At 69.6% G+C, this 19,001-nt stretch carries 23 protein-coding genes; 11 read left to right on the top strand and 12 right to left on the bottom strand.

Annotation, left to right across the window (positions count from 1 at the left end; genetic code table 11):
- Positions 1 to 32: 32 nt before the first annotated feature.
- On the bottom strand, positions 33 to 1,073 hold the full coding sequence (rsgA, locus tag ASG12_RS17310) for a ribosome small subunit-dependent GTPase A (RefSeq protein ID WP_235457375.1): 1,041 nt from the start codon (positions 1,071 to 1,073) through the stop codon (positions 33 to 35).
- Complete coding sequence (aroA, locus tag ASG12_RS17305; protein ID WP_055792427.1) at positions 1,037 to 2,290, bottom strand: 3-phosphoshikimate 1-carboxyvinyltransferase; 1,254 nt, start codon at positions 2,288 to 2,290, stop codon at positions 1,037 to 1,039. Before aroA ends, rsgA begins: the two co-directional genes overlap by 37 nt.
- Before the next feature lie 90 nt (positions 2,291 to 2,380).
- On the opposite strand from aroA, the gene soxR reads away from it, so the two are divergent.
- Complete coding sequence (gene soxR / locus ASG12_RS17300; protein ID WP_055792424.1) at positions 2,381 to 2,872, top strand: redox-sensitive transcriptional activator SoxR; 492 nt, start codon at positions 2,381 to 2,383, stop codon at positions 2,870 to 2,872.
- Here soxR and ASG12_RS17295 read toward each other — a convergent pair.
- Positions 2,869 to 3,981: a hypothetical protein gene (locus tag ASG12_RS17295; protein WP_055792421.1), complete on the bottom strand. Its 1,113-nt coding sequence runs from the start codon at positions 3,979 to 3,981 to the stop codon at positions 2,869 to 2,871. The genes soxR and ASG12_RS17295 overlap by 4 nt on opposite strands.
- Positions 3,982 to 4,214: 233 nt before the next feature.
- Here ASG12_RS17295 and ASG12_RS17290 point away from each other — a divergent pair, with 233 nt between their 5' ends.
- Positions 4,215 to 5,261, top strand: coding sequence for an SMP-30/gluconolactonase/LRE family protein (locus ASG12_RS17290; RefSeq protein ID WP_162243437.1), 1,047 nt, complete (start codon positions 4,215 to 4,217; stop codon positions 5,259 to 5,261).
- A 21-nt stretch (positions 5,262 to 5,282) separates the two neighbouring features.
- Here the strand turns inward: ASG12_RS17290 and ASG12_RS17285 are convergent, their stop codons facing one another.
- Both ASG12_RS17285 and ASG12_RS17280 read right to left on the bottom strand, forming a co-directional pair.
- Entirely contained in the window at positions 5,283 to 5,690 is a 408-nt protein-coding gene (locus ASG12_RS17285; RefSeq protein WP_055792416.1) for a DUF5313 family protein, read from the bottom strand.
- A gap of 15 nt (positions 5,691 to 5,705) precedes the next feature.
- On the bottom strand, positions 5,706 to 6,278 hold the full coding sequence (locus ASG12_RS17280; RefSeq protein WP_055792414.1) for a hypothetical protein: 573 nt from the start codon (positions 6,276 to 6,278) through the stop codon (positions 5,706 to 5,708).
- Here ASG12_RS17280 and ASG12_RS17275 point away from each other — a divergent pair.
- The gene (locus ASG12_RS17275) at positions 6,277 to 7,098 is read left to right on the top strand and encodes an SOS response-associated peptidase (RefSeq protein WP_055793788.1); all 822 of its coding nucleotides are present in this window, start codon (positions 6,277 to 6,279) and stop codon (positions 7,096 to 7,098) included. The genes ASG12_RS17280 and ASG12_RS17275 overlap by 2 nt on opposite strands.
- A 9-nt stretch (positions 7,099 to 7,107) precedes the next feature.
- On the opposite strand, the gene ASG12_RS17270 is transcribed toward ASG12_RS17275, so the two are convergent.
- Positions 7,108 to 7,629 carry an aminoacyl-tRNA deacylase gene (locus ASG12_RS17270; protein WP_055792412.1) on the bottom strand — a complete coding sequence of 174 codons (522 nt, stop codon included), beginning with the start codon at positions 7,627 to 7,629 and terminating at the stop codon, positions 7,108 to 7,110.
- A 275-nt stretch (positions 7,630 to 7,904) separates the two neighbouring features.
- Here ASG12_RS17270 and ASG12_RS17265 point away from each other — a divergent pair, with 275 nt between their 5' ends.
- The gene (locus ASG12_RS17265) at positions 7,905 to 8,624 is read left to right on the top strand and encodes a sigma-70 family RNA polymerase sigma factor (RefSeq protein WP_082502212.1); all 720 of its coding nucleotides are present in this window, start codon (positions 7,905 to 7,907) and stop codon (positions 8,622 to 8,624) included.
- A complete protein-coding gene (gene rsrA, locus ASG12_RS17260; RefSeq protein ID WP_082080308.1) occupies positions 8,621 to 8,935 on the top strand; it encodes a mycothiol system anti-sigma-R factor in 315 nt (104 codons plus the stop codon). The genes ASG12_RS17265 and rsrA overlap by 4 nt, the downstream gene beginning before the upstream one ends.
- An 87-nt stretch (positions 8,936 to 9,022) precedes the next feature.
- Here rsrA and ASG12_RS22355 read toward each other — a convergent pair whose 3' ends face one another.
- Positions 9,023 to 9,097 carry a 50S ribosomal protein bL37 gene (locus ASG12_RS22355; protein ID WP_369758845.1) on the bottom strand — a complete coding sequence of 25 codons (75 nt, stop codon included), beginning with the start codon at positions 9,095 to 9,097 and terminating at the stop codon, positions 9,023 to 9,025.
- Between the two features lie 232 nt (positions 9,098 to 9,329).
- Between ASG12_RS22355 and ASG12_RS17250 the strand changes: the two genes are divergently transcribed.
- Positions 9,330 to 9,545, top strand: coding sequence for a biotin/lipoyl-binding carrier protein (locus ASG12_RS17250; protein ID WP_055792405.1), 216 nt, complete (start codon positions 9,330 to 9,332; stop codon positions 9,543 to 9,545).
- A gap of 47 nt (positions 9,546 to 9,592) precedes the next feature.
- Positions 9,593 to 11,083: a sensor histidine kinase gene (locus ASG12_RS17245; RefSeq protein WP_055792403.1), complete on the top strand. Its 1,491-nt coding sequence runs from the start codon at positions 9,593 to 9,595 to the stop codon at positions 11,081 to 11,083.
- 78 nt (positions 11,084 to 11,161) lie between these two features.
- On the opposite strand, the gene ASG12_RS17240 is transcribed toward ASG12_RS17245, so the two are convergent.
- Entirely contained in the window at positions 11,162 to 11,419 is a 258-nt protein-coding gene (locus tag ASG12_RS17240) for a WhiB family transcriptional regulator (protein ID WP_045823614.1), read from the bottom strand.
- Between the two features lie 285 nt (positions 11,420 to 11,704).
- Positions 11,705 to 12,700, bottom strand: a complete 996-nt coding sequence (locus ASG12_RS17235) for a diacylglycerol/lipid kinase family protein (RefSeq protein WP_235457350.1) — start codon at positions 12,698 to 12,700, stop codon at positions 11,705 to 11,707.
- A 114-nt stretch (positions 12,701 to 12,814) separates the two neighbouring features.
- On the opposite strand from ASG12_RS17235, the gene ASG12_RS17230 reads away from it, so the two are divergent.
- The 3 genes from ASG12_RS17230 (at position 12,815) to ASG12_RS17225 (ending at position 14,197) form a co-directional block, all read left to right on the top strand.
- Positions 12,815 to 13,255 (top strand): hypothetical protein, encoded by a 441-nt coding sequence (locus ASG12_RS17230; RefSeq protein ID WP_055792400.1) that lies wholly within the window; start codon positions 12,815 to 12,817, stop codon positions 13,253 to 13,255.
- A 317-nt stretch (positions 13,256 to 13,572) separates the two neighbouring features.
- Positions 13,573 to 13,707 (top strand): hypothetical protein, encoded by a 135-nt coding sequence (locus tag ASG12_RS22275; RefSeq protein ID WP_268810455.1) that lies wholly within the window; start codon positions 13,573 to 13,575, stop codon positions 13,705 to 13,707.
- A 121-nt stretch (positions 13,708 to 13,828) separates the two neighbouring features.
- Positions 13,829 to 14,197, top strand: coding sequence for a hypothetical protein (locus tag ASG12_RS17225; RefSeq protein WP_055792398.1), 369 nt, complete (start codon positions 13,829 to 13,831; stop codon positions 14,195 to 14,197).
- Between the two features lies 1 nt (position 14,198).
- Here the strand turns inward: ASG12_RS17225 and ASG12_RS17220 are convergent, their stop codons facing one another.
- The gene (locus ASG12_RS17220; protein ID WP_055792395.1) at positions 14,199 to 14,837 is read right to left on the bottom strand and encodes an acid phosphatase; all 639 of its coding nucleotides are present in this window, start codon (positions 14,835 to 14,837) and stop codon (positions 14,199 to 14,201) included.
- A gap of 164 nt (positions 14,838 to 15,001) precedes the next feature.
- On the opposite strand from ASG12_RS17220, the gene ASG12_RS17215 reads away from it, so the two are divergent.
- On the top strand, positions 15,002 to 15,796 hold the full coding sequence (locus ASG12_RS17215) for a ParA family protein (protein WP_045823610.1): 795 nt from the start codon (positions 15,002 to 15,004) through the stop codon (positions 15,794 to 15,796).
- Between the two features lie 3 nt (positions 15,797 to 15,799).
- Here the strand turns inward: ASG12_RS17215 and ASG12_RS17210 are convergent, their stop codons facing one another.
- A complete protein-coding gene (locus tag ASG12_RS17210; RefSeq protein ID WP_055792393.1) occupies positions 15,800 to 17,104 on the bottom strand; it encodes an Rv3212 family protein in 1,305 nt (434 codons plus the stop codon).
- Positions 17,101 to 18,726, bottom strand: a complete 1,626-nt coding sequence (locus tag ASG12_RS17205) for a DEAD/DEAH box helicase (RefSeq protein ID WP_055793781.1) — start codon at positions 18,724 to 18,726, stop codon at positions 17,101 to 17,103. The genes ASG12_RS17210 and ASG12_RS17205 overlap by 4 nt, the downstream gene beginning before the upstream one ends.
- Positions 18,727 to 19,001 lie beyond the last annotated feature (275 nt).

Raw genomic sequence — 19,001 nt, 5'->3', positions numbered from 1 at the left:
TCCCGCGGCACCACCGCCGGTGACCGTCGGGTCTAACCGCGCGGCGAATCGTGCCCGTCGGTGTGCACCACCGCCGAGAGCAGCGCGCGCACCGCGGTGACCCGCCGTGCGGCCTCGCCGGTCAACGAGTCGAGCGCGCACTCGGGATCGGTCGGCGGTCCCAGATGCGTACAGCCGCGCGGACATTCGTCGATGGCGTCGCGCAGGTCACCGAACGCGTTCACGAGGTCGTCGGGCGCGACGTTGGCCAGTCCGAACGATCGGATGCCGGGGGTGTCGATCACCCAGCCCTGTCGCCCGGGCAGTTCCAGCGCGACCGACTGCGTCGAGGTGTGCCGTCCCTTGCCGACCCCCGACACCACCCCGACCGCGCGGTACGCGTCCGGCACCACGCGGTTGACCAGCGTCGACTTGCCGACCCCGGAGTGGCCGATGAGTGCGCTGACGTGGCCCCGCAGCGTGTCGAGGACCGGTTCGAGCGGATCGTCGCGTCCGGCGATGAGGACGGGCAGCTCGAGGTCGGCGAACGCCGCGCGGAACTCGTCGGCGTCGGCGAGGTCGGACTTGGTGAGGCACAGGATGGGCGACAGCCCGCCGACGTAGGCCGCGACGAGGGCGCGCTCGACGAAGCCGGTCCGCGGCGGCGGGTCGGCGAGTGCGGTGACGATCAGCAGTTGGGATGCGTTGGCGACCACGACCCGCTCGTAGGGGTCGGTGTCGTCGGCGGTGCGTCGCAGGACCGACGAGCGTTCGTCGACGCGCACTATCCGCGCGAGGGTGTCGACGGTTCCGCTGAGGTCGCCGACCACCCCGACGCGGTCGCCGACGACGATCGGGGTACGGCCCAGTTCGCGGGCGCGCATGCAGACGACGCGCGTCGCGTCGGGACCGTCGAGGACGCAGCCCCATCGCCCGCGGTCGACGGAGATGACCATCCCCTCGAGGGCGTCGTCGTGCGCCGGCCGCGTCTTGGTGCGCGGTCGGCTGCCCTTGCCCGGACGTATCCGGACGTCGGTCTCGTCGAGCTGGCGCCCGCTCAGGACTGATCCGTCCCGGCGAGCATCCGCTGCCACATCGCGGGGAAGTCCGGCATGGTCTTGGCCGTGCAGGCGATGTCGTCGACCGCCACGCCGTCGACGACGAGGCCGAGCAGGGCGCCCGCGGTGGCCATGCGGTGATCGGCGTAGGCGTGCCACAGACCGCCGTGCAGGGGTGCGGGTTCGATGCGCAGCCCGTCGGAGGTCTCGGTGCACCGACCGCCCAGACGGGTGATCTCGGTGGCGAGGGCGGTCAGTCGATCGGTCTCGTGACCCCGCAGATGCGCGATCCCCGACAGCACCGAGGTCGAGTCGGCGAGTGCGCACAGGGCTGCGATGGTCGGGGTCAGTTCACCGATGTCGCGCAGGTCGGCGGTGAGACCCGACAGCTGTCGCGGGCCGCGGATGGTCAGCACGCCGTCGTCGATGTGCGCGGTGGCGCCCATCTCCACGAGGACATCGACGATCTGCGCGCCCGGTTGGGTCGTGTGGTCGGGCCAGAGCGGGATGGAGACCTTGCCCCCGGTGGCGCCTGCCGCGGCGAGGAACGCCGCCGCGTTGGAGAGGTCGGGCTCGATCCGCCAGTCGACGGCCGCCACGGTTCCGGGGACCACGCGCCACGTGTTCGCCACACTGTCGTCGACGGTGACCCCGGCCGTCCGCAGCATCTCGATGGTCATGTCGATGTGCGGTTGGGAGGGAACCGGTTTCCCGACGTGGTGGATGGTGATGCCCGCGTCGAACCGGGCCGCCGAGATCAGCAGCCCGGAGACGAACTGCGACGACGACGACGCGTCGATGGTCACCTCGCCGCCGCGTACCGAGCCGGTGCCTGCGATACCGAAGGGCAGTGCGCGGCCGTCCACGGCCACGCCGAGGTCGCGCAACGCCGACAGGATGGTGTCGACCGGTCGGGCGCGCATCTGCTCGTCGCCGTCGACGGTCACGGTGCCGTGGGCGAGCGCGGCCATCGGCGGCACGAAACGCATGACGGTCCCGGCCAACCCGCAGTCGACGTGTCCGCCGGTCAGCGTGCCGGGAGTGATGGTGACGGTGGTCGGGTCGGCCGGATCGGGGGAGACCGTGACGCCGAGCGTGGCGACCGCGTCGAGCATGAGGTCGGTGTCGCGGCTGCGCAGGACGCCGGTCAGGGTGCTCGGGGTGTCGGCGAGCGAGGCGATGACGATCGCACGGTTGGTGATCGACTTCGAACCGGGCACGCTCACCGTGGCGTCGACCGGGCGGGAGGCCATCGGTGCGGCGTACGGGGCGCTTGGGTTCGTCGAGATCACGATCCGATTGTCCCACGCGCGGGTGGGGGAGAAGTCGTAGCATCGTCGCCGATGAGCACACCTGCGCAGAGCAAGGAATTCACGGTCGGGCAACTCGCCGCCCGCAGTGGTGTGGCGGTGTCGGCGCTGCACTTCTACGAGCGTGAGGGCCTCATCGCCAGCCGGCGCACCTCGGGTAACCAGCGCCGCTACAGCCGCGACACGTTGCGGCGCATCGCGTTCATCCGGATCTCGGCACGCGTCGGTATCCCGTTGGCGATGATCCGGTCCGCGCTCGACGAACTGCCGTCGGGTCGGTCGCCGACGAAGCGTGACTGGGCTCGCCTGTCGCGGTCGTGGGAGTCGGATCTGACGGCGCGGATCGACGAGATGACCCGCCTGCGCGACAACCTCACCGACTGCATCGGTTGCGGATGTCTGTCGCTGAGCACCTGCGCCCTGGCCAACCCCGGGGATCGACTGGGGCAGAACGCGATCGGGCCCCAGCGGGTGTTCGACCCGCTGGGGCCCGATCGTCGAGGGGTCGCGGACCCGTCGGTCTAGAACGCGGGCTTGATCGATCCCAACACGCTGACGGTCCAGACCGCGGAGTTGACCGAACCGGCCGGATCGTTCGGCGGCACCACACCGTTGAGGGTCACGAGACCGCCGGTGAGGCCGCGGCCGTAGTTCGCCGGGAGGGCGAAGCCGCAGGTCTGCTGGCGCGACGCGGTGCCGGGCAACGCGCTCTGTCGGCAGTGGCCGCCGTTCGTGGTGGTCAGGGCGATACCGCGGATGGAGATGGTGAGCGTCGCGCCGAAGTCGGGGAGTCCCGCCTTCTGGTAGCAGATCGAGGCGTCGGCGGCGGTGGTCGCCGACGGCTCACCGGCGATGGCGCCGGTGGCGGCATCGACCGAGATCGCGTGGATCTTCGTGGTGCGGACACCGCCGGGGCAGCCCGCCTTGGCTCCGTTCGAGATCGAGTTGACCTCGCGGCCAACCGAATACTTCACCGATCCGGTGTCCGGGGCCTGCGGTGTGGTGGGGGCGTTCACCGGCGCCTTGGGGGTGCCCGTGGTGTAGAAGGTCCACAGCGACCCGGTGGTGCCGCCGGGCAACCGGATCGGGTTGGTGACGGAGTTGCTGCTCGCGACACCGCCGGTCACGCCGTTGGCGTTGGGGTTGATGCGCTGCACGCAGTCGGCACCGCCGCGACCCTCGGCGATGTAGGGCGTGAGACCGCAGGGCCCGCTCATGGTCAGCGGCCCGATACCGGGCGCGGTTGCCCGCGAGTACTGCTCGTAGATCGACTGCCCGTCGAGTCCGAGCGTGCCGCAGACGTAGATCGGACCGACGTCGGACTTCGTCGGATCGGTCAGGAAGCCGGTGGTGGCGCTGTTGGTGAAGGTGTAGAGCCGGGCGTCGAGGCGCTGCAGGACGGTGAACCGGCGGGGGAAGCCGAAATAGGCGTTGCACGCGTCGTCGTCGACGGTGGTGGCCTGCTTGCCGGAGTCGACGGTGCGGTAGACGTTGAAGCTGCCCGGCCCGTCGGAGATCGAGCCCAACACGGTTGCCGGGGCCACGGAGGGGCCGGCGGCGGCGGTTGTGGTCACCGATCCAGCGATGGTGATGACGGACAACGCCACGACGACGGCGCGCGACAGCGATCTCATGTTCTTCTCTCCCGACGTTCACTACGGACAGTGGTCCGGGTCACTGTGCCAGATACGTGACAGATGTTGAGAAATCCTGTCAAAGACCACAACACGGTCTCTCGATGTCTGGGCGTCGGCGCAGAGACTGCCACGTGCGACCCGGGGTAGCGTCAGCGCTCATGATTCTCCGGGGCACCCAGCGAACCGTCGGTTCGATCACCACTTGTCTTGTCGCGGCCGCGATCTCCGTCGTGGCGTCGCTCGCTGTCGGAGCGGGACCCGCGGCCGCGGCGCCCGAGCCCGGCCCGCCGCTGGCCTACGGTCAGGCCCGCGACTTCGCCCGCGTGCCGGCGCCGGGGCAACCCGAGGGCATCGCGATCGACCCCAACGACGGCAGCGTGTGGACCGGATCGAACCGGCCGAACTCCTCGGCCGACGTCTGGCACTACGACGCCGCGGGCAAGCTCCTCAAGACCTACAGCCTCGTCGGTCACCGCCCCGCCGAGCACGGTGTCAACGGCATCACCCTCGACGGCGACGGTCGTGTCTACGCCCTGGACTACAGCGGCGCGCGGGCGGTGCGGATCGATCCGGCCACGGGCGCGCAGAAGGTGTACGCCACCTTCGCCGACCTCCCGCTCTGCTCGGCGGCGCGGGGCCGGCCGTGCGAGCCCGGCATTCTCGACCGTCAGGCGTGGCCCAACTGGGCGACCTTCGCCGCCGACGGCACGATGTACGTCTCAGACCTGAACCAGGCGACCATCTGGAAGGTCCCGGCCGGCGGCGGCGCGGCTCAGATCTGGTACCAGAACCCCGATTTCGCGTCGATCTACAGCCTCAACGGCATGCAGTTCGATGCCCAGGGCCGCCTGGTGTTCGTCAACACGCTGTCGGTGTCGAGTCTCCAGACCGCGGGCCACGGCGTGGTGTACCGACTTCCCGTAACCGCCTCCGGCGGGCCGGGACGACTCGACCGTGTGGCGATCACCGGACTGGGGGACGGGCTCGTCATCGGGCGCAGCGGCAAGATCTACCTGCCCATCTCGAACCCGCTGGACAATTCGGTCACCGTGGTCGACCCGAACACCGGCGCCACCCTCGACGCACTGCCGCCGCTGCCGCAGCGGTACCTGCGGTCGACACCGTTCTCCACACCGGCGTCCGCGGCGTTCCGCGGGACCTCGTTGATCGTCACCAACCACGCGAACTTCACCCCGCTGCCCAACCTCTACGAGCTCATCGAGGTCGGTGTCGGCGAGACCGGTCTGCCCCTGAACTTCCCGGTCGGCATCGCCTGACCCACGGCTGATCGGGGCGGGTCAGGGCGCGCGACGGTCGCGGTAGATGGCGTCGTAGTCCGCGCGCGTGGCGTCTCGTCGGCGTTGCGCACGGGCGCCGACGAGCTCGGGGTCGAGTCCGTTGCTGCGCAACAGGTGTCGGCGGTAGAACGGTGTCAGTGCGATCTGGAAGTACACCAGCGGGAACAGCAGGATGCCGATCATGCCGAGGCGGTAGATGACCGGTCCGGGCACGAAGGCGAACGCGATGAAGATGGGGACGAACGGGAGCAGACCGCGCGTGATGTAGCGCCGCACGTGACCCGGTCCCACCACATCGCGCCGCACCCAGGCCCGCATCGGTTCCGGCAGCGGCCGGCCCGCGAGGTAGCGCAGGAACGCCACCGGCCCGGGGTGTGCGGGCGGTGGTTGCGATGCGATGTCCGGCATCGGCGCAACGTTACGTCAGTGCGTGAGCAGCACCTTCGCCGCGACGATCGCCGCGGCGACCACTGCGATGCCGATGCCGCCGAGGAGGACGCGCAGGGTCGGTCGCCGGCCACGGATCCGCGTGATCATGACCTCCACCAGCGCCATCCGCAGGACCGGCCCGGCCCCGGCGAGCACGACGGCCCAGGTCGGGTCGAGCACGTCGAGCCACCCCAGCGCCAGGAAGAACGCGGGGAACGCGCCGGCCGAGGCGATCGGCACCGCGTCGCGCAATTCCTCGAGGGCGACGCGGCGACGTACCGGCTCCTCGAGGTGGGCTGTCGCCTCGGGGATGCTGTGACCCGCGACGATCTCGGCGAACACATGCGCCAGGAAGGTCGTCGCGGTGGTGCCCAGGACGACGAGCACCGCCGAGCCGTTCTCGACGGCCGCGGGATCGACGACCACGACCGCGGCCAAGGCCAGCAGGGTCCCGTAGATGTACGCCGACAATCGCGCCGAGGCCCGTTCCGGGGGCAACGGACCCCCCGCGCGGTCGACGAATCTGCGGCGCAGTCTCCCCGGTCGTGGTGACACCATGGAGGTCATGTGTGGACGTTATGCGGTGACCACCGATCCCGCGTTGCTCGCGGCCGAACTCGATGCCATCGACGAGGTCACCCCGAACCGGCCCGACACCGGAACGACGGGCGAGGCGCGCGGCCCCTCGCGTCCCGGGGTGAACTACAACGTGGCGCCCACCACCACGGTGATGACGGTGGTCCGGCGTCATGATCACGACAACCCCGACGGTGGGGATTCCTCTGGGGATCCCGCGTTGCGTGTGCGCGCGATGCGATGGGGTCTCGTCCCGGCGTGGACGAAGGATCTCGCGAAGAGCCCCTTGCTGTTCAACGCCCGCGCGGAGAGCGTCGCCGAGAAGGCGTCGTTCAGGACCTCGCTGAAAGGTCGGCGGTGCCTGGTGCCGATGGACGGCTGGTACGAGTGGCGCAAGGGGACCGGACCCGACGGCAAGCCCACGAAGACGCCGTATTTCATGTCCCCGGTGGACGGGACCCGTCTCTTCATGGCCGGGCTCTGGACCACGTGGCGACCGAAGGACGCCGACCGCGACGCAACCCCGCTGATGAGCTGCACCATCATCACCACCGACGCGGTCGGACCGCTCCGCGACATCCACGACCGCATGCCGCTGGTGATGCCCAGCGATCACTGGGACGCCTGGCTCGACCCGGACAACCCGCCGCCGGACACGCTGTTGGCGCCGCCGTCGGAGCAACTGGTCGATGCGATCGACCTCCGCGAGGTGGCTCCGCTGGTCAACCGGGTGGCCAACAACGGTCCCGAACTCCTCGACCCCGTCGACAGCTCGGCGGAGCAGCTCCCCGAGCAGGGGACGCTGCTCTAGCGGGCCCTGTCAGGAACAGATGTCGGCGACCACCGCGTCGGTGAGTCGTCGCAGGTCGGCGGGAGCGAGTTCGATCTCGAGTCCCCGGCGTCCCGCGCTGCACAGCACCGTCGGCCACGCCAGTGCCGAGGAGTCGATCACGGTGGGCAGCGCCGTGCGCTGCCCCAGGGGCGACACACCGCCCAGCACGTAGCCCGTCACCCGCTGCGCCGCGGCGGGCTCGGCCAGTTCGGCACGGGAGATCGACGGATCCGACAGTGCGGCGACGACCGCTCTCGGCGACAGTCGCCGTGGGACGGGCAGCACCGCGACCGCGAACCGTGCGCGCGACCCGGCCGCGTCCCCACCACCCGACAGTGACAGCACGAGGGTCTTGAGGATCTGACCGGCGTCGACCCCGAGTGTGTCGGCGAGGTGCTCGACGGCCTCGTCGCCGTACGACGTGGCCCGCGGATCGGCTCGGTAGCGGTGGATCCGGTGCTCGACGCCGGCCCGTCGGGCGGCGGCCACCGCCGGGGTCATCGCGCTCATGGTCGGCAACGCTAGCGCCGGGGTTACACGCGGGGTGAACCGAAACGGAACAATCGTGCGCGGGCACGGGTTGAAGCCATCGACACCGTTTCGAGGCGAACGCGGACGATCCGTTCACCGCGCCGTCATCGAATCGAGATGTGTGACCGTGTCGACGCGAAAGGGAGCATATGAGTACGCAGGTGTTGGACCGGCCTGTGGGCGGGGGTGCGCCGGTGCTGATGTTCGTCGAGACGAGCCCATCGGTAGGCTCGGACGACGGGCGCCCGCACACCATGGCGCCTCGGACGTCCCGCTACGGGGCAGAGCGCGGAGGGACCCTCGTGACCGAATCCGATCGATCGGTGGTGGCAGACGGCGAGTCGACCGTGGCCGAACCCGAGCGGGCGGAGACCGCCGAGGAGCGCGGTGCCCGTTTCGAGCGTGACGCGCTGCCGCTGCTGGATCAGATGTACGGCGCTGCCCTGCGGATGACGCGCAACCCCGCCGACGCCGAGGACCTCGTCCAGGAGACGTACGTGAAGGCGTTCTCGGCCTTCCATTCCTTCAAGGCGGGCACCAACCTCAAGGCGTGGCTGTACCGGATCCTCACGAACACCTACATCAACGGCTACCGCAAACGTCAGCGTCAGCCTGCGCAGTACCCGACCGACGAGATCACCGACTGGCAGCTCGCGGCCAGCGCCGAGCACACCTCGACCGGTCTGCGCTCGGCGGAGATCGAAGCCCTCGACGCCCTGCCCGACGACGACATCAAGTCGGCGCTACAGGCACTGCCCGAGGACTTCCGGATGGCGGTCTACTACGCCGACGTGGAAGGCCTGCCCTACAAGGAGATCGCGCAGATCATGGACACCCCGATCGGGACCGTCATGTCGCGCCTGCATCGCGGCCGCAAGCAGCTGCGTGAGCTGTTGGCCGATGTCGCCCTCGAGCGCGGATTCCGGCGTGCCGACCCCGTGGGCACCGACGCAGCGAAGGAGGCGACCCGATGAGTGACACCGGACGGGCCCGCCCCGACGAGCAGACAGCAGACGAGGCGGCCGAGTTCGAGCAACTCGACTGCTCGGCGGTCATCGCCGATGTGTGGCTGTTGCTCGACAACGAATGTGACCAGCAGGTGCGTGGTCGCCTGCAGTCCCACATCGACGGGTGCTCGAGCTGCCTGGAGCACTACGGCATCGAGTCGCAGCTCAAGAGCCTGATCAGCCGCAAGTGCGGTGGCGACCAGGCACCCAGCGGGTTGCGCGATCGACTCACCCTCGAGATCCGCAAGACCGTGATCGGACGTGCGGTCGAGGGCTGATCGACCACACCCGACAGCACCGCAGACACGAACAGGGCCGGACACCACCGCGAGGTGGACGTCCGGCCCTGTTCTTGTGCGAACTTCTCAGGCGTTGGGGCGCTTGCCGTGGTTGGCGGCATTCTTCTTGCGCGCGCGCTTCTTGCGTCCACGTTTTCCCATGGTGTTCTCCTTCCCGTGCACTGCGATGTGATGGCATCCGAGCGGCGCGACCCGCGTCGGTGGGTACAGGGGATCGATTCTCCCACGACCACCACGTGAGACCCCAATCGCGCGGACGCGCGACGGGGATGCCCGGCTCCAATCGTGCCGCCGTGGTCTGCGATAGGTTGTCCTCGGCAGCGAGCGAAGCCCAGTCGCCGCCACCGGAGAGCCGAGAGCACTGGAGGTCGTCATGGCAGAAGAGGTCGTGGCCGAGATCGTCGCGAGCGTGCTCGAGGTGGTCGTGTCGCCGGGTCAGAAGATCGAGGTCGGCGACACCATCGTGTTGCTCGAGTCGATGAAGATGGAGATCCCCGTCCTCGCCGAGGAGGCGGGCACGGTCACCGACGTGAAGGTCGCCGTCGGCGACGTGATCCAGGCCGGCCACCTCATCGCCACCATCGACTGATCCACCGCCACGTGTCGGTGCCCTCCCGCGCCGCGGGACCCCGGTAGATGTCGACGCTCACCGATCTCCTCGCCGAACACACGTCGCTGTCGGGTGCCGATGCCGGGCACCTACAGCGTGTGGTCGCCGAGTGGCAGCTCATGGCAGATCTGTCGTTCGCCGACCTGCTGATGTACGTCCCCACCGAGTCCGGTGACCTGATCTGCGTCGCCCAGTGCCGTCCGAACACAGCACCCACGGTGTTCCCCTTCGATCAGGTCGGTCGCGTCGTCGTCGAGGATGACGACCGGTCGCCCGACGCCAACCCGCAGGTCCGCAGGGCCTTCACCAGCGGTCGCATCCTCCGCGAGGAGGACCCGACGTGGTTGGGGCACACCGCGATCCGCCGCGAGGCCGTGCCCGTCCGGTTCGCGGGCGAGGTGGTGGCCGCGATCAGTCGGACCGCGAACCTCGCGCAGCTGAGGATGCCCTCGCACCTCGAGCTCGCCTACCAGGACTGCGCGAACGACCTGTGTCAGATGATGTCCGACGGCGCGTACCCGCAGAACGAGGGCAACTCCCGCGGGCTGTCGACGCCGCGCGCCGGCGACGGCTTCATCCGAGTCGACGACGAGGGTGTCGTGGTGTTCGCGAGTCCCAACGCCCTGTCGGCGGTGCACCGGATGGGGTGGACGACCGACCTCACCGGCAACCACCTGACCGACGTTCTCGGTGAGCTGCTCACCGATCGTTTCGAGGCCGACGACACGATCGCGATGATCCGCGAGGCCGTCGCCGGCGGCTCGGGGCGCCGGATCGAGGCCGACGCGCGGCGGGCGAGCGTCCTGATCCGCACCGTCCCGCTGCGTCCGCGGGGTCAACCCTCGGGAGCGGCGGTCCTCGTGCGTGACGTCACCGAGGTCAAACGCCGGGACCGGGCGCTCATCAGCAAGGACGCGACGATCCGCGAGATCCACCACCGGGTGAAGAACAACCTGCAGAGCGTCTCGGCGCTGCTGCGACTGCAGGCCCGTCGTACCGAGAACCCGGAGGCGCGCGGGGCGCTCACCGAGGCGGTCCGCCGGGTGGCCGCGATCGCCCTGGTGCACGAACTGCTGTCGGGCAGTGTCGACGAGGAGGTCGATCTCGACGTCGTCGTCGATCAGCTGGTGCCGGTGATGGCCGACGTCGCGTCCGGGGACAGCGACGCCGTGGTCCGTCGAGGCGGCACCCTCGGGGTGCTGCCGTCGGATCTCGCGATGCCGATGGTGATGGTGCTGACCGAGTTGATCCAGAACGCCGTCGAGCACGGCTTCGGGACCGACGAGCACCGCGACGGTGAGGTGGTGATCGACGCCGACCGCAACACCCGTCGACTCGTGGTCACCGTGCGCGACAACGGGGTCGGGTTACCACCCGGCTTCGACATCCGTGCCTCGGAACGTCTCGGACTGCAGATCGTGCACACGCTGGTCCGTATAGAACTCGGCGGCACACTCGATCTCGCGCCCGCCGACGGCGGCGGTACGGCGGCGATCCTCACGGTGCCGCTGCGCTGAGACCGCCGGATGCCGGGTGCCCCCACACAGCACAGGGCCCGGCGGTTTCCCGCCGGGCCCTGGTGCGTGGTGAACGCGTCAGACCGTGGTGCTGCGCGTCCGGTTGCGCGCGTTGCGACGCTTCAGTGCGCGACGCTCGTCCTCGCTCATGCCGCCCCAGACCCCTGCGTCCTGGCCCGACTCGAGTGCCCACGAGAGGCAGTCGGCGGTCACCGGGCAGCGGTTGCAGACGAGCTTCGCGTCGGCGATCTGGGCGATGGCCGGTCCGCTGGTCCCCACGGGGAAGAACAGCTCCGGGTCCTCATCGCGACAGATTGCATTGTGACGCCAGTCCATGTGCGTGCTCCTTCGATTTCGCGCGTGTGTGATCGCGCCGGTTGTCACTTGTCGTTCATCTGTGCGTACTCAATGTTTCCGCACTGTTGCTTGTGAATGCTTTCACGAATCACGATGAAGTCAATGGTGTCGCGTTAACACGTGGGCAATGTCACTGCGACAACGGGGGTCCGTGGCGAACTCCCTGCACCGTTGTACTACTGTCGGGAACATCCTGCGCTGTCTTCACGACATTCATGCAGAAACTCACACCCACGAACCGTGCCGGTCGGCACCCGTGTCGGCTCAGGCGGACAGCGGTGGTGCGACGACCTCGAGTCGGTCGCGCACACACCCGAACGCCGCGGTCGTCGCCTTGCCGACGTAGTCGCCGTCCATCTGCACGTCCATCGGGGCGCGCGCCGTCAGGCGCACCGACGCGACGTCGTCGTCGGTCAGGACGTGCCGCGCGTGCGGCTTTCGGCCGGTGAGCAGCTGGGTGAAGATGCCGAGGTTGCGTGTGACGCTCATCGACGACGACGCGAAGACGCCGAGACCGCACTCGTAGGTGGTGTCGGGATTGGTCCACACCGGCCGCGGGCCGATGAAGGTCCACGGGTTGGCGTTGCAGACGAAGACGAAGTGGACGTCGTCGATGGTGTCGCGACCGGGCAGCGACACCGACAGCTGCGGTGGGCGACGGGACGCGCTGATGAAACGGCGCACCGTGGTCGCGATGTAGCGGGCGTCGCTGGCAGGTTTCCCCGCGTTGCGCTGGTCCTCGATCGAGGCCACGACCTCCGCGTCGACACCCATCCCCGCGTTGAACAGGAACCACCGGCCCGACGCGGCGGCGGGGGAGGGCGTGGCCCCCGGGCGCTTCGGGGCCTCGGCGGAGAGGTGACCGAGGCTGATCCGGCGCCGTGACCGCTCGGCGAGCAACGTCAGCAACTGCGCCGTCGCCTTCATGGGGTCGGGATCGATGCCCAGCGACCGCGCGAACACGTTCGCGCTGCCGCCGGGGATGACGGCCAGGGCCGGGGCGGGGTTCGGGCCGATGGGGTCGCCGGGGGCGTCGAGCAGACCGTTGACGACCTCGTTCACCGTGCCGTCGCCGCCGTGGACGATCACGATCGGGCAGCCCTGCGCACGGGCGCGGGCTGCGATCTCCCCGGCGTGACCGCGATGGGTGGTCAGTTCGACCGTGAGGTCGATCTTCGCCGAGAGGGTGTCGGCCAGCGCGTCGCGCCCCGCGTCGGTGGTCGACGTCGCGAACGGGTTGACGATCAGCAGGGCACGCACGATCTGCAGAGCCTAGAGGGTGCCGCGAGGGGGGACACAATCGTCGGGGGGCCGCGACACCGCCGCCGATCGGCGGCCTCTCGGCGTGGGCGCCCGACGAACTACGCTGGACCGGTGAGTCGTACACCTGCCGAGCGCCGTCCGGACACCGGTCCTCCCACCGCCGTGCGTCGGGCCGGCGTGGTGGTCGCGCTCGAGGGCATCGTGGCCGTGGTGATCGCGGTCGTGCTCGCCGTGCACGGCGCCACCGGGGCCGACGAGAGCTTCATCAGCAGTTACGGAACGGCCGGATGGTTCGCGATCCTCGGCTCGGGTGTGGTGGCCGGCGGTGTCGCGCTGTTCACCGGCCGACGCTGGGGTCGCGCCATCGCCGTGGTCGCGCAGATCCTGCTGATCCCCGTCGCCTTCGCGTTGCTCACCGACAGTGGTCAGCCCTGGCTGGGTGCGCCGCTGCTCGTGGTGGTGGTCATCGTGCTGGGCCTGCTGTTCTCGCCGAAGTCGGTCCGCTGGCTCGCCGACGACTACGCCCCCGACGCGGAGCCCCCGAAGGACTGACACAGCCGACGATGCGTCCAGAGATGCTGACTGTGCGGAAACGGTCGTCGAGTGTGCGCTCGTGCTGACTGTGCGGAAAAGGTCGCCGAGTGCGTGACCCGCGGTTGCTGACTGTGCGGAAACGGTCGTCGAGTGCGTGACCTGCGTTTGCTGACTGTGTGGAAACGGTCGTCGAGTGTGCTGACAACACACCGCACGCCAACGACGAAACAACGCACACTCGACGGCCGGCTTCCGCACCGTCAGCGGCAGTAGAACCCAACCACCCACCCGAAATACACTCACGTTCAACACTATTCACATTCACACCTGGCCAGGTGCGCGACGATGCGCTGACCGTGCCGAAAAGCGCGATCGAGCGTGCTCTGTTCGGAGGTGACCTGCGTGTGTTCGAAGCACGCTCGATGCCGCTTTTCGGCACGGTCAGCGGTTTTCCAGAACCAATGACGTGATCGAGCTGGCCGCCGACGCCCAGCCCCACCTCGCGGTGTTCGACGACGTCACGGGCCCCCTGTTCTTCAGCCGCGGGGCTGTAGCAAAGACGACTGCACGACACCGTTCGGGCACACCGAAATGCATCACGCCGAACAAGATTGGGCCGCCGGCGGACTCACCGACTCGTCCCACATGGCCCCCGCCTGTAGACGCCACAACCGGGCCGTCGGTTCTGAACCCCACCAATGGGTCACCGAGAAGATCGCCGACGGCCCCGACAAGGGCCGCTACGGGTGGCGACGCAACACCGACCCACCCGAGAAGCTCCGCGCCAACCACCTCCACCGCATCGACGAACTGCTCCACCAGCATTCGACGAACAGTGACCCGTGGGTCGAACCGCCAGACGTCGACCAACCGCCGCCACCGGTCATCGATGTCGAACACCCGCGTGCGCCACGCATCGACATCACCTGGCCGCGGGACGTGGTCTTCGACGCGGCGTGAGTCAGCTCAGGGGACGCGTCGGCCGACCCGCGTCGACATAATCGGCGCTGCGGTAGCCGGTGATACCCAGCGCGGTGAGCTGACGGGACTCGCCGTCGAACCCGAGGACGGCGATCGACGCGGGCAGCATCGTGAAGTGGCGCCCGCGCGCGATCGGCGAGCCGATCCATCGCGCCAGCAACGACCGCGAGAAGTGTCCGTGTGTCACCACCACGACGTCACCGCGGTCGAGCAACGGGGTGAGTTTCTCGATGACGGTGTCGACACGATCGCTCATCTCGTCGGGCGACTCGCCGTCGGGGCCGCCGTCGGCGAACACCGTCCAGCCGGGGTCGGTCTCGTGGATCTGCGGGCTGGTGAGTCCCTCGTAGTCGCCGTAGTCCCACTCCACGAGCAGCGGTTCGACCGTGTCGACCTGAAGGCCGGCGAGCTCGGCGGTGCGGCGGGCGCGCAACCGCGGGGAGCTGAAGACCTGCGGGTCGGTGAGCGACAACTCCTCGACCCGACCGGCCAGGCTGCGGGCCTGCTCGATGCCGGTGTCGGTGAGGTCGATGTCGCTGGAACCGGTGTGCTTACCGCTCTTGGACCACTCGGTCTCGCCGTGTCGGATGACGATGAGTCGATGCGTCGCTGTGGCCACGCCGTCATCCTCCCACCGCCGCCGCGTCGCGACGTCGGGGGCATATCCTCATCTCACGAGCCGCCGCAGAGAACGTGCGCGGTGCGCACACACGGCCGTCGCCACGAGGCCACCGAGGGGAATGGGACAGTCATGATCATCCTGCACACCGATCGGGCCCTCCGATGAGCAAGATCCTCGCCGTCGCCAATCAGAAGGGTGGCGTCGCGAAGACCACCACCGTCGCCTCCATCGGCGCCGCTCTCGCCGCGATGGACCTGTCGGTGCTGGTGGTCGACCTCGATCCGCAGGGATGTCTCACCTTCTCCCTCGGTCACGACCCCGACCACCTCGAGGTCTCGGTGCACGAGGTGCTGCTCGGCGAGAGCGACATCGTCGACGCGCTGGTGTCCACCGACGACGGCATGACCCTGCTGCCCGCGACGATCGATCTCGCCGGCGCCGAGGCCCTGCTGCTGATGCGGCCTGGACGCGAGTACGCGCTCAAGCGCGCGCTGGCGCAGGTCACGCAGGACTACGACGTCATCCTGCTCGACTGCCCGCCGTCGCTCGGGGTGCTCACCCTCAACGGTCTGACCGCCGCCGACGAGGTCGCCGTGCCGCTGCAGTGCGAGACCCTCGCCCACCGCGGTGTGGGTCAGCTGCTGCGCACGGTCACCGAGGTCCAGCAGATCACCAACCCGGCGCTCACGCTGCTCGGTGTGATCCCCACGCTCTACGACTCGCGCACCACACACAGTCGTGACGTGCTGGCCGACGTCTCCGACCGGTACGAGATGCCGGTGTTGAGCCCACCGATCCCGCGCACCGTGCGATTCGCGGAGGCGTCGGCGTCGGGCGCGACGGTGATGACCGGTCGCAAGAACAAGGGGTCGCAGGCCTACCGCGAACTCGCCGACAACCTGTGGCAGCACTGGGACGGCGGCAAGGCGCTCGCCACCCTCGAGACCGCGGTGTAGCGCCTAGCTCCCGATCAGCATGTGCACGGTCCCGCCGTAGAACATCGCGATGTCGTCGCCGATGGGCGAGAGCGTGACGGTGCCACCGCTGTATCCCGGTCGTGCCAGCGCGATCGTGCGGGACTGCCGTCCCGTGGCCGCCTCGAGCACGGTGATCCCCGACGGTCCGGGCACGATGAGGTCGGTGCCCATGGCCGCGGCCGGGCCGAGGGTGCCCGGCACCTGGTAGCGCGGGGTGAGAGCCGAGGCGTCGAGGATCACGGTGCCCTTGCCCGTGAAGAACGACAGCAGACCGTCGCTGCGGACGGGGACCGAATCGGCGGGCGCCTGGGCGTCACCGAGCACCTCGTGCGAACTGCTCAGCACCGCACCGGTGGTGAACACCTGGATCTGTGGGCCACCGGTGCCGCCGGAGATGGCGCCACCGGAACCGAGGTACACCGCGACCGACGACGACGACACCGCGACCACGCGAGGCGGCGGTGACGCGGTGCCGCTGGTGATGATCCGCGATCCGAGCTGTTTGACCTTCTCGTCCTTGTCCTGCGCGGCGGAGAAGATCGACAGGCGATATCCCGGTTCGTCGCCGCACCGTTCGATGACGGCGATCTGGTCGGCTCCGGTGGCGCTGGAGGACATCCGGCACCCCGCCCGGGGTTGGGTGCCCGGCTTCACCGGTGCCGAGACGCGGCCGTACTCGACGCCGCGCACCAGGGTCGACCCCCAGGACTCGAGTCGGGTCGGACCCTGCGAGACGACGTAATCCGCGTTCGCGGACAGTCTGATCTCGTCGTCGGCGTCACTGCTGCGGGTGTCGGAGCGGTGGCCGTCGTCGGGGTCGAGTGAGGTGACCTCACCGCACCCACGGCTGTTGCGGTACACCGCCACGACACCGGGGGAGGCCTCCCAGCCGGCGATCGCGCCGCACAGGTCGAGGTTGCGGCGATAGCTCCACCGCACCGTCCCGGTGGCCGGGTCGTGGGCCTCGACCGTGCCGCGGTCGGCGGTGACGACCGCACTGTCGGTCACGATCGCGGTGGTGCTCGCCCCCGAGGGCGCCGACCACCCCTGCGTGAAGCCGGCCGGTACGGCCGCGGCCGGGGTGACCGCGGTCAGCGGGACCCCCGCCGGGTCGGAGGTGGTGTGCCGGGACGGACTGACGTACCAGACGACCGCGGCGACGACGATCACCACGACGACGATCAGCGCGCTGATCACCAGGTCGAGGCGAGTGCGCCGCTCAGGTCGGAGGGGTGGCCGCGCGGGCCCACCCGAGGGTGTCGTGGTGTCCGTCCGGGCGTCGCTCACTGCTCGGCGGAACCCGCAGACGTCGACTCGCCGGCCGCGACGTTCGACGAACCCGAACCACCGCGCCCGCGGCGACGCCGACGACGCGGCTTGGTGCCGCCGGCGGTGTCACCGTCCGCCGACGCGCTCGAGGAGGCCGAGGCACTCGACGAGGCCGCCTCGGACGACTCGGTCTCGGCCTGTGCGGTGGCCGAGGCCATGGCCGCGCCGCCCGAACGGGTCCGGCGGCGCTGACGGTCGGCGCGAGGCTCGCGCTTCTCCCGCGGCTCACGCTTCTCACCGCGCGCGGCCCGCTCGTCCTCGGAGGGCTTGGCGCCGGGGACACGGCCGGTGGCGTCGGCGGGGATGTCGAGATCGGTGCGGAGGTGCTCGGAGCTCGAGTAGGTCTCGACGGGCTCGGGCATGCCGAGTCCGAGCGCCTTGTCGATGGCCGCCCACTTGTGCAGTTCGTCCCAGTCGACGAGCGTCACCGCGATGCCGGTGCGTCCCGCGCGGCCGGTACGGCCGATGCGGTGGACGTAGGCCTTCTCGTCCTCGGGGCACTGGTAGTTGATGACGTGGGTGACGTCGTCGATGTCGATGCCACGGGCGGCGACGTCGGTCGCCACGATGACGTCGATGCTGCCGTCCCGGAACCGTCCGAGGGCCTTCTCACGGGCGACCTGACCGAGGTCGCCGTGCACGGCTCCGACCTTGAAGCCACGCTCGCCCAGATCGTCGGCCACCTTCTGCGCCGTGCGCTTGGTGCGCGTGAAGATCATCGTGGCGCCGCGACCCTGCGCCTGCAGGATGCGCGCGACCACCTCGGCCTTGTCGAGGGCATGGGCACGGTAGGCGTGCTGGGTGGTGCGTTCGTGCACCGCCGAGTCGCCGGCGTGCTCGGCGCGGATGTGTGTCGGCCGGTTGAGGAACGTGCGGGCCAGGGTGACGATCGGGCCCGGCATGGTCGCCGAGAACAGCATCGTCTGACGGGCGTCGGGCAGGGCCCGCATGATGCGTTCGATGTCCGGGAGGAACCCGAGATCGAGCATCTCGTCGGCCTCGTCGAGAACGAGGATCTGCACCTTGCCGAGGATGAGGTGGCCCTGCTGGGCGAGGTCGAGCAGACGGCCGGGGGTGCCGACGACGACGTCGACGCCGGCCTGCAGCTCGGCGATCTGCGACTCGTAGGGACGCCCGCCGTATATCGAGGCGATCGACAGCTTCCGCGGCGGGTTGGGCTGCGGATCGACGTCGATGTTCGCGCCGGCCACCTGCAGGTCACCGGTCACTTGGATGCACAGCTCGCGGGTGGGGACGATGATCAGCGCGCGCGGCGTGCCGTCGAGGGGGCGCAGCGGTCCGGTCGACCCGGGGGCGACCTGGGTGATGCGGTGGATCAGCGGGACGCCGAAGCCGAACGTCTTGCCCATGCCCGTGCGGGCCTGCCCGATGAGGTCGTCACCGGCGAGCGCCAGGGGCAGGGTCAGCTCCTGGATGGCGAAGGTGTGGGTCTTGCCGTCGGCGGCCAGCGCGGCGACGATCTCGTCGCTCACACCGAGCTCGGCGAAGGTGGGTGCCACGTGGGTCTCGGTGTCGACGACGGTGGTCTGGGGGCTGTCGTCGTCGGGGTTCTCGGCGATGACGACGACCGGGTCGGTGGGTGCCGTGGTCTCGCTGTGGGTATGGCTGTCGGTACTGATGATGGGTGCCTTCCGATGTCGCGGAGCACGCACGAAAGGCTTCACACCGCCACAGGCGTTCGAACGCGGTGGGCGGGAGCCGAAAAGTGTCTGACGGCTCGAGATCGGGCAAGAAGTGCGCGCACATTACTGGGGACGCGCGGGCCGGGCGGCACCGAGTGGCAGCGCCTGCACTGCACGTCGTCCCCGATGGTACGTGGTGAGGGGTGTCGACC

This window comes from Williamsia sp. Leaf354, from assembly GCF_001424365.1.
Lineage (GTDB): Bacteria > Actinomycetota > Actinomycetes > Mycobacteriales > Mycobacteriaceae > Williamsia_A.
Note: the sequence above shows the minus strand (reverse complement) of the source record. Positions and strands in the feature narration are given on the sequence as shown.

Excerpts from the sequence above, each read along its gene's own strand:
- ASG12_RS17225 (WP_055792398.1), top strand. The coding sequence starts at position 13,829 with ATGCATCACGCCGAACAAGATTGGGCCGCCGGCGGACTCACCGACTCG.
- ASG12_RS17215 (WP_045823610.1), top strand. The coding sequence starts at position 15,002 with ATGAGCAAGATCCTCGCCGTCGCCAATCAGAAGGGTGGCGTCGCGAAG.
- ASG12_RS17245 (WP_055792403.1), top strand. The coding sequence starts at position 9,593 with ATGTCGACGCTCACCGATCTCCTCGCCGAACACACGTCGCTGTCGGGT.
- ASG12_RS17295 (WP_055792421.1), bottom strand. The coding sequence starts at position 3,981 with ATGAGATCGCTGTCGCGCGCCGTCGTCGTGGCGTTGTCCGTCATCACC.
- ASG12_RS17240 (WP_045823614.1), bottom strand. The coding sequence starts at position 11,419 with ATGGACTGGCGTCACAATGCAATCTGTCGCGATGAGGACCCGGAGCTG.
- ASG12_RS17250 (WP_055792405.1), top strand. The coding sequence starts at position 9,330 with ATGGCAGAAGAGGTCGTGGCCGAGATCGTCGCGAGCGTGCTCGAGGTG.
- ASG12_RS17265 (WP_082502212.1), top strand. The coding sequence starts at position 7,905 with ATGGCGCCTCGGACGTCCCGCTACGGGGCAGAGCGCGGAGGGACCCTC.
- soxR (WP_055792424.1), top strand. The coding sequence starts at position 2,381 with ATGAGCACACCTGCGCAGAGCAAGGAATTCACGGTCGGGCAACTCGCC.
- ASG12_RS17285 (WP_055792416.1), bottom strand. The coding sequence starts at position 5,690 with ATGCCGGACATCGCATCGCAACCACCGCCCGCACACCCCGGGCCGGTG.
- ASG12_RS17275 (WP_055793788.1), top strand. The coding sequence starts at position 6,277 with ATGTGTGGACGTTATGCGGTGACCACCGATCCCGCGTTGCTCGCGGCC.
- ASG12_RS17280 (WP_055792414.1), bottom strand. The coding sequence starts at position 6,278 with ATGACCTCCATGGTGTCACCACGACCGGGGAGACTGCGCCGCAGATTC.
- rsrA (WP_082080308.1), top strand. The coding sequence starts at position 8,621 with ATGAGTGACACCGGACGGGCCCGCCCCGACGAGCAGACAGCAGACGAG.
- aroA (WP_055792427.1), bottom strand. The coding sequence starts at position 2,290 with ATGGCCTCCCGCCCGGTCGACGCCACGGTGAGCGTGCCCGGTTCGAAG.
- ASG12_RS17270 (WP_055792412.1), bottom strand. The coding sequence starts at position 7,629 with ATGAGCGCGATGACCCCGGCGGTGGCCGCCGCCCGACGGGCCGGCGTC.